Raw genomic sequence first — 1,664 nt, 5'->3', positions numbered from 1 at the left:
TCTGTCATGGTCAAACCCTCAATCCTGTGAAAATCTGAGGCTGAACCTGACTGTATTCGCAAAAACCTACAAGGTGGGGTTCACCGGGCGCTCACTTTGATACGACTTCAACAACTTCATCACCGTATTTCAATGAAGAAGTTGCGACCACCGCTCCGGTACTAGTAATGAGTGTTCCGCCACCCAAAGCTTCACCCGCACTCGCTTCAGCCATGGCAATGACAGCTTCATTTCTGCAAACCGGATTTTTAATACAATTTGCAAATGCGATACTCCCCGCCCGCAGGACTTGCCCGCCGCCAGTGACCAATTTGACTCCTCCTGCAGCGCCTCCTCCGACTATGGCAATTGCCTCGGTTATTTTTGCCAAAAACTCAGAGGTTTTGCGGGGCCCTTCATAATAGTCCCATGCCTGTTTGATAACCACCTCAACAAACAGTACTTTCTCTGATGGAGTCAGCTCCGCTGCCGCGAGGGCCAGCGTTCTCTCAACATCTCTTGGAGCCGTGCTGCCAAGTGCTGTGTAGCTGCTAGCTACGCTCATGCTATCTGGATATTTGGACGCTACAGCACTATTTGCAGCCCGCTTTATAAGATCTGTTGGATCCTGTCCTGCATCACGAAGTGCAGAAATACCATTTAGAAGAAATGCAGCATCTACCGCATTGGCATCATGTTTGTACAGAACCACTATCATTGCGTGATAGAGGTCGGGGTTTTCTTTTCTTAACGCGATATAGTCGTTTTTGTATTTCTCATAACCGTCTGTAAGTTTCGCGGCGAAACCATCCCCACCAGCTTTATATATCTCTGCAGTCTTGAAAAATGAGTCGAATGCACCGTTCGTCGGCACCAGGCCCGAATTCCGGAGTGAATATTGCTCGTCGGCGCAAAGCTCGTAATAAGCCATCTGTTGCACCAGACGGCCTTCGGCCTGGGCCAGCGCGATCTTCTGGTCTTCCGTCGGATTATCGACGGCGCGTAGATCCACAACCTCGGTGACAAGCTCCGGGATCTTTTCTGCCGCCGCAAGGCGCTGGGTCTCGCGGAGGGCCTGTTGTTCTGTTTCAGACAGGCTGAATGCCTGGCCCCCGGCAAACCGGATGACACAGCCATCCGCCGCATAGGCAGAACTGATGAAGAATCGGAAGGGATTCCATGATGCCTGTTGTCCGCAAACGGTCAGGCTGTCGGGGTCAATGCCTTCTTCCGCGATCCGCTCCAGGACGGTTTCGAGTTTGGCCGCCTGTTGCTCGTTAATGTCGCCGCGTTCCTGGATCTGATCCAGATATATTGACGGCCCGGGTCGCGATATCCGCAACCGTCCGAATGCTCTCGCCGCTGACATAGAGATTGACGTTGGTCCGTTCATCCTTGGTGACTTCCTGCGCCTTGGCCAGGTCGCTGTTAAGATCGCTCAGATCCTGGTCCGGGTCTGCGCGGACCTCAATCGTCACATCGCCATTGGGGGCGGCAACCGTCGCGCGGGTTGCCTGTTCCTTCTCGGAAGATTGCAAACCGCCCTCAACGGTCGGCAATTTTGCGATTATGTCGAGCAGACTGCTCTCCTCGCCATCGGCACCGCTGGCACCATTGCCTGCATTGCCGCCGGTGCCGCCGGTGCCGCCGCCATTGTCATCGCCGCCGAACAGGCTGCCCAGGTT

The 1,664-nt window shown here is 54.2% G+C and carries 2 protein-coding genes; both read right to left on the bottom strand.

Annotated elements, in window-relative coordinates; translation table 11 throughout:
- Nucleotides 1-91: 91 nt before the first annotated feature.
- Nucleotides 92-1,321, bottom strand: coding sequence for a hypothetical protein (locus DFP90_RS22590; RefSeq protein WP_115939721.1), 1,230 nt, complete (start codon nt 1,319-1,321; stop codon nt 92-94).
- Nucleotides 1,257-1,664 (bottom strand): hypothetical protein (locus DFP90_RS23030; RefSeq protein ID WP_181905532.1); only part of this gene is annotated, 408 nt, incomplete at its 5' end. The genes DFP90_RS23030 and DFP90_RS22590, both read right to left, overlap by 65 nt.

Source organism: Aestuariispira insulae (assembly GCF_003385955.1).
Taxonomy (GTDB): Bacteria; Pseudomonadota; Alphaproteobacteria; order UBA8366; family Aestuariispiraceae; genus Aestuariispira; species Aestuariispira insulae.
The sequence above is the reverse complement of the archived record's forward strand: the minus strand, read 5'-3'. Positions and strand labels throughout refer to the sequence as shown.